This window comes from Photobacterium sp. BZF1 (genome assembly GCF_014349205.1).
In the GTDB taxonomy this organism is placed as follows: domain Bacteria; phylum Pseudomonadota; class Gammaproteobacteria; order Enterobacterales; family Vibrionaceae; genus Photobacterium.
In genome coordinates this window covers 45,093-51,526 of record NZ_JACSOF010000030.1, presented here as the reverse complement: position 1 = coordinate 51,526, position 6,434 = coordinate 45,093, and the positions used below count along the sequence as shown (strand labels likewise).

Below are 6,434 nucleotides of genomic sequence, written 5' to 3'. Positions count from 1 at the left end.
GTATCTGCATTGATAAACGAAAATGGTCAAACTTATGTTTTTCGTTGGGAACAAGAAGTCAATAAATTAACAAAAGTCGCAATCAAAATAGAAGATAACCAACTGGTTGACGGTTTGAGTGACGGTGATTGGGTTGTTGAAGCCGGTGTGTCTGAGCTGAGGGATGGACAAACGGCAGTACAGTGGATTAAAGAGCGGGGCCTGTAAATATGAAAAAGAAATATCTAACATTAGTATTATTATCGTGTATGAGTTTGATGGCCTGTACTGAAGAAGTTGAAATTAAGAATACAGCCACGAGAGCCGTTGTATACGAACTTCCTAAGCAAAATACTAGCGATGTACATGTATTTACTGGCATAGCAAAAGCACACGAATTGACTGAACTTTCTTTTCGAGTTGATGGGAAGATTTCCTCTATCAAGGTTATTAATGGTCAGCAGGTAAAAGCAGGTGAGCTTTTAGCTGTTCTTGATAAAACAGATTATGAAATCAGTGTTAATGATCGTCGGGCTAGGAATGCTAAATCATTAAAGCAATATCAGCGCGCTAAGACGATGTTAGATAAAAACATGATGTCTAAAGCTGAATATGACAAATTGAAAGCGGAATACCTAGTGGCTAATGCTGAGCTAAAAATGGCTGAGTTACATTTGAAATACACAGAATTACGGGCACCTTTCGATGGCGTTATTGGTGATGTGTACCTCGATGATTTTGAAAATATTTTAACGGGTACTTCAATCTTAAGTCTGCACAAACCAGATCACGTTGAGGTGGATGTGCAGGTACCGGATAGCATTGTTGCGTCCTCAAGTCGGGAGCAGGCTATGCAAGGTGAGCAAAAATTTAATGTGGTTTTCGAGGGTTACCCTGACACTGTATTTGAAGCCAAAGTGCTTGAATTAGGGATGAATAAAGATCCAATTAGTCAGAGTTATATTGCTACGTTGATTGTTAATGCCGATCCTGAACATATCGTGTTAGAAGGTATGCCGGCTAAGGTTTCTGTAGAACTCGCAGGGTTAAATCAACCGTATCAAAGTGAATACCTAGTCCCTTTGAATGCAATTCAAATGCAAGAGGGAAATATATTAGATAAACAAACGGCCAGTGTCTGGGTATATCAAGATGAGAGTCAAACTGTTTCACGACGAGAAGTTCTTTTGGGTAAGCCTGTCGATGGCATGATGAAAATAAAAGCCGGTCTGAATGACGGTGAAATGATTATTTCAGAGGGTGCCTCACGTTTAACTGAAGGCCAGAAAGTTGTAAGGGTGAATGGATAGATTATGAACATCGCAAGTTACTTTGTAAAAAATACCATTATCAGCTGGATGTTTACCTTAATATTGCTTGTTGGCGGTGTCATGTCTTTTCTTGGTCTGGGGCAACTTGAGGATCCGCCCTTTACAATTAAAGATGCTGTCGTGGTAACGCTCTATCCGGGAGCGACGGCAACAGAAGTTGAAGAAGAAGTGACTTACCCGATTGAAAAAGCAATCCAAGCGCTTCCTTATGTGGATGAAATAGTCTCCGTAAGTACATCGGGGATGTCTCAGATAACAGTCAGTATTAAAGATACTAACGGCCCAGAAGTATTACCCCAAATATGGGATGAGCTGAGACGGAAAGTGGGGGATATGGTCTACCAGCTCCCGCCGGGTGTTCAGACGCCTCTAGTAAATGATGATTTCGGTGATGTATACGGTGTCATGCTGATGGCAACGGGCGATGGTTATAGCTACCAAGAGCTTTTGGATTATGTTGACTATGTTAAACGTGAACTGGAATTGGTCCCTGGAGTGGGGAAAGTGACACTGGCTGGGCAGCAAGATGAGCAAGTCTTTATCGAAGTGTCATTGAATAAACTTGCCGCTTTCCAGCTCGATCCTTCATTGGTTACTAGCTTACTAGATTCACAAAACATGGTTGTGGATTCGGGTAATATCCGCATTGATAATGAAAACTTAAAAATGCGACCAACAGGGACTTTTGATTCTGTTGAAAAGTTGGGTGATCTGATTATTCCTGGAGCATCGAAGGATAAGCAAATTTTCTTGAAAGATGTGGCGACTATCCATCGTGGATATCAGGATATTCCTAACCATCTTGTTTCTTTCAATCAAAGCCAAGCAATAAACCTCGGCCTTGCCTTTGCGGATGGGGTAAATGTCGTTGAAGTCGGCAAAGCCGTGAATGCCAAACTTGCAGACATAGACTATGCTCGCCCTGCAGGTATGCATATGGAGGTTATGTATAACCAGCCTTTGGAAGTCGATAAGTCGGTTCAAGATTTTGTTATGAACCTTCTCGCTGCAGTCGTGATCGTTATTATTGTTCTGCTGATCTTCATGGGTGTGAAAAGTGGTGTGCTTATTGGATTAATCTTGTTTCTGACCTGTTTAGGAACGTTTATTTTGATGAAGCAGGCAGGGATAGAGTTACAGCGAATATCTTTAGGTGCACTTATTATTGCCTTGGGTATGCTGGTGGATAATGCAATTGTCGTTGTCGAAGGGATACTGATCGGCAGGCAGAAAGGGCAAACAACGTTGGAGTCGGCTAAAAACATTGTTGGCCAGACAATGTGGCCACTGTTAGGCGCAACCATTATTGCTGTAACGGCTTTTGCACCGATTGGTCTTTCACCGGACTCAACCGGTGAATATGCTGGTTCTCTTTTTTGGGTATTACTATTTTCGCTAATTCTTTCATGGGTAACAGCAATTACGTTGACGCCTTTCTTTGCTAAGTTATTTTTTGGTGATAAAGCCCATAAAAGTGGTGATGTTGAACAAGCAGATCCCTACAAGGGTGCATTCTTTAACGGCTATAAGGCTTTGCTTGATCTATGCATGCGTTTTCGATGGGCAGCGATATTGTGTGTGGTAATCGCTTTTGCTATTTCAATTGTTGGTTTTAGCTATGTGAAGCAGTCTTTTTTCCCGTCTTCTACGACACCGATATTTTTGGTCGATGTGTGGTTACCTGAGGGGACAGATATACGAGCGACGCAATCAACCATTGAAGATATGGAAGATATCGCAACAAAAATAGAAGATATTGAGTTTGTATCCTCTTCTGTTGGTAAGGGCTTTCAGCGATTCATGCTGACTTACGAACCTCAGAAAAGTTATGCGGCATATGCGCAATTAGCAATTCGGACCTCTGAGTTTAATACGCTTGAGCCTGTTATGAAAACCTACCGTCGCCAAATTGAGGCTGAGTTTCCACAGGCACAATTTAAGTTCAAAAGGTTAGAAAACGGGCCTTCAACCGATGCAAAAATCGAAGCAAGGATCCAAGGGGCAGATCCGGATAAATTACGTGAGATTGCTGTTGAGGTAATGTCCATCCTTAACAATACACCCGGAACTGTCAACGTCCGCCATGACTGGCGGGAAAGATCGAAGTTTATAGAGCCGCAATTTAACGAGTTACAGGCTCGTCGATTAGGTATAACCAAAACAGATGTTGAGAATACCTTGAACCAAGCTTTTGCAGGTTTGAAAGTGGGCTTATATCGTGAAGGAACACATTTATTACCAATTATCTCACGTCTTCCTGATGAAGAACGTGTTGATATTAATTCTCTCGATAGTTTAAGGATTTGGAGTCCTGCACTTGCTACGTACGTGCCATTGCAACAGGCTGTGAGTGGTTTTGAAGTGAAGTTTGAAGATCCTATCATTCAACGTCGAGATAGGAAGAGGACATTGACCGTGTTCGCCGATGCCGACTTTGAATACGATATCTTGCCATCTGAATTGTTTGAAAAGATCCGTCCTCAGGTAGAAGCGATAGAGCTACCACATGGCTATGAATTATCTTGGGGAGGTGAGCACGAGTCATCAACTGATGCAGGTAATGCTTTATTCGCATCACTACCAATGGGCTTTGCAGTGATGTTTTTAATTACCGTTATGTTATTTAACTCGATACGTAAGCCATTAGTCATTTGGTGCAGTGTGCCACTGGCAATGATCGGTATAACGCTGGGATTGCTAGTGATGGGGACGCCTTTTGGTTTTATGGCGCTTCTTGCGATGTTAAGCCTGTCTGGCATGTTGCTGAAAAATGGCATTGTTTTGTTAGATCAAATAAACATCGATATTGCAGAGGGCAAAGAGCCTTTCCAGGCTGTATTTGAGTCAACGGTGAGCCGTGTCCGCCCTGTGTGTATGGCTGCAATTACGACGATACTCGGTATGTTGCCTTTGGTAACCGATGCCTTCTTCGAGTCTATGGCAGCAGTTATCATGTTCGGCCTTGGTGTTGCTACCATTTTGACGCTGCTCATAGTGCCTGTGATTTATATTATCTTCTTTAGAATACCTTACCGCAGCTATAAAACATTTTAGAAGCTAATAAGGCTAGATCTCTTTTCGATTTAGCCTTATTACATCGTATCTATCTGAAATCACTGATAACCAATTCACTCCAAAAAGTGCTTATTGCCGAGTTCAACTGCACCAACTTCTGTGAGGTCAATGAAGAGCTTGCTACTTTGGCCTAACCCCATTTGATCGGTCATATCGTTGGGCACTTCTATCAATTCAGCAACAGAGCCATGCTTCATATCTTGAATATCTTCAACAATGTACTTTTGTTGGTAAACTTCACTCATACTAATGTCCTTTAGAAATGATTTAATATAAGTATAGATATTGTTTTTACTCGCTCTCTGTTTATATGAAAAATAGCCTATCCATCCGAACCTACACCAAGCGCTTTAACTCTCATGTTCATGCCGGCTACCATCAATTGGTACTGCCAATCCAAGGCAATATCCATATCGATATGAACGGCTTTGTCGGTAGGGTGACTGTAGGCGAGTGTGTCGTTATCCCTAAAAGCGTTTTACATGGCTTTAATGCCGATGAGGCAGCACGGTTTATCGTTGCGGATCTCGATCAGCTTCCATCACATTTGATCAGTGATAAGTTGGCTGTTTTTCAAGTTTCCCCGCCTTTACTTAGTTTCATTCACTTTGTGGATAAGCAGCTCTTATTTCAGGTGGATAGTGAGGTTGAAGCTTCTATGTTGACTACCTTTGCCTTGCTGCTTAAGCAGCAGGAGTTGGCTCAGGCGTTAGATCCCCGTATTCATGCTGTACAGGTAATGATCAACGAACAACTTGCCGATTCGTTGACGATCAACTCGCTGGCAGAGGTGTCTTTTCTAAGCCCCACCCAGTTCAAAAAGTTGTTTAAGGAAAATATTGGTATGAGTCCGCTTAAGTACATTACAGAAAAACGAATGGAGAAAGCCAAGGCCTTACTGACTCATACCGATCTGCCGGTCCATTTGATTGCCGAGCGGGTAGGCTATAGTGACTTATCGGCTTTTAGCCGTCGGTTTTCGACATACTTTGGTATATCACCAAGAGAGTTTGCCCGTTGTTAATATCGTCTGTTTAGGCAATTATTACGTCTTTTCAGCAAAAGCAAGCCGTGGCTAATGGCCTATGATGTCTGCCAGTTATCAGTTGAACTTGGCAGAATCTAGTATGTTGCACAACCGCGTTAACCCATACCATCTGGGCATAATATCCATATTGTTTGCTTCGACCCTTTGGGGGACAACAGGAACGGTAGCCAGTTTAGCTCCAGAGATTAGCTCATTGGCCATAGGGGCTTTTTCTATGGGGGGCGGTGGGTTGCTTCAAGCGTTTATTGCCCGAAAACATTTACGAAGTGGTTTCAGGCAGATCTCGCGGCATAAGGGAAAACTTGTCGTTAGCGCTATTGCTTTAGCGATCTATCCGTTAGTTTTTTACTCTTCGATGCGTTTTGCCGGTGTCGCCATTGGTACTGTTATATCAATCGCAACGGCACCATTCTTTACGGTAATGCTTGAGTGTCTATTTAGCAAAGAAAAGACAGTCAGCAAAAAATGGTTAACAAGCTTTCTAGTTGGGACTGCTGGCATCTTGCTGTTGGTCTTTTCGGAATCATCTAGCTCGTCACATTTTGACAGTAATTTGAGGCTCATTGGCATCATATTGGGCCTAGTGGCGGGCATGTCTTATGCCATTTACTCATGGGTAGCCAAAACCATGATTGATGAAGGCGTTCCGTCGCAAGCGGCTCTTGGTAGTATCTTTGGTATTGGCGCCTTAATGCTGCTTCCAACGCTTCTCATCACCGGAGATAATCTACTATCTTCAACAACCAATGTCATGGTCATTGGATACATGGCATTGATTCCTATGGGACTCGGATACATCGCTTATGGTTTTGGGCTAAGGTTCGTAACAGCTAGCAGCGCAACTTTAATGACGCTTTTTGAACCTGTAGTCGCGGCAGGCCTGGCAGTCCTGATTGTCGGTGAATCTATCCCAGTGCTAGGGTGGTGTGGGATTGGCTTGATTCTGATTTGTTTATTGATGCAGGCTAGGGGGTGATTGGCTGGGAGTCATTTGACAGCCA

At 42.8% G+C, this 6,434-nt stretch carries 5 protein-coding genes and 1 pseudogene; 5 read left to right on the top strand and 1 reads right to left on the bottom strand.

Features of this window, described 5'->3' with window-relative positions; all coding sequences use genetic code 11:
• The 3 genes and pseudogenes from BIZ37_RS08950 to BIZ37_RS08940 form a co-directional block, all read left to right on the top strand.
• A pseudogene (locus BIZ37_RS08950) lies at positions 1-207 on the top strand (efflux transporter periplasmic adaptor subunit); the annotation flags it as partial.
• Between the two features lie 2 nt (positions 208-209).
• Positions 210-1,289: an efflux RND transporter periplasmic adaptor subunit gene (locus tag BIZ37_RS08945; RefSeq protein WP_187461196.1), complete on the top strand. Its 1,080-nt coding sequence runs from the start codon at positions 210-212 to the stop codon at positions 1,287-1,289.
• A gap of 3 nt (positions 1,290-1,292) precedes the next feature.
• Positions 1,293-4,364 carry an efflux RND transporter permease subunit gene (locus BIZ37_RS08940; protein WP_187461195.1) on the top strand — a complete coding sequence of 1,024 codons (3,072 nt, stop codon included), beginning with the start codon at positions 1,293-1,295 and terminating at the stop codon, positions 4,362-4,364.
• A gap of 74 nt (positions 4,365-4,438) precedes the next feature.
• Here BIZ37_RS08940 and BIZ37_RS08935 read toward each other — a convergent pair whose 3' ends face one another.
• A complete protein-coding gene (locus tag BIZ37_RS08935; protein WP_187461194.1) occupies positions 4,439-4,630 on the bottom strand; it encodes a hypothetical protein in 192 nt (63 codons plus the stop codon).
• Positions 4,631-4,695: 65 nt separating this feature from the next.
• Here BIZ37_RS08935 and BIZ37_RS08930 point away from each other — a divergent pair, with 65 nt between their 5' ends.
• Together BIZ37_RS08930 and BIZ37_RS08925 are read left to right on the top strand one after the other, a co-directional pair.
• The gene (locus BIZ37_RS08930; RefSeq protein ID WP_187461193.1) at positions 4,696-5,409 is read left to right on the top strand and encodes an AraC family transcriptional regulator; all 714 of its coding nucleotides are present in this window, start codon (positions 4,696-4,698) and stop codon (positions 5,407-5,409) included.
• Positions 5,410-5,512: 103 nt separating this feature from the next.
• A complete protein-coding gene (locus BIZ37_RS08925) occupies positions 5,513-6,409 on the top strand; it encodes a DMT family transporter (protein ID WP_187461202.1) in 897 nt (298 codons plus the stop codon).
• Positions 6,410-6,434 lie beyond the last annotated feature (25 nt).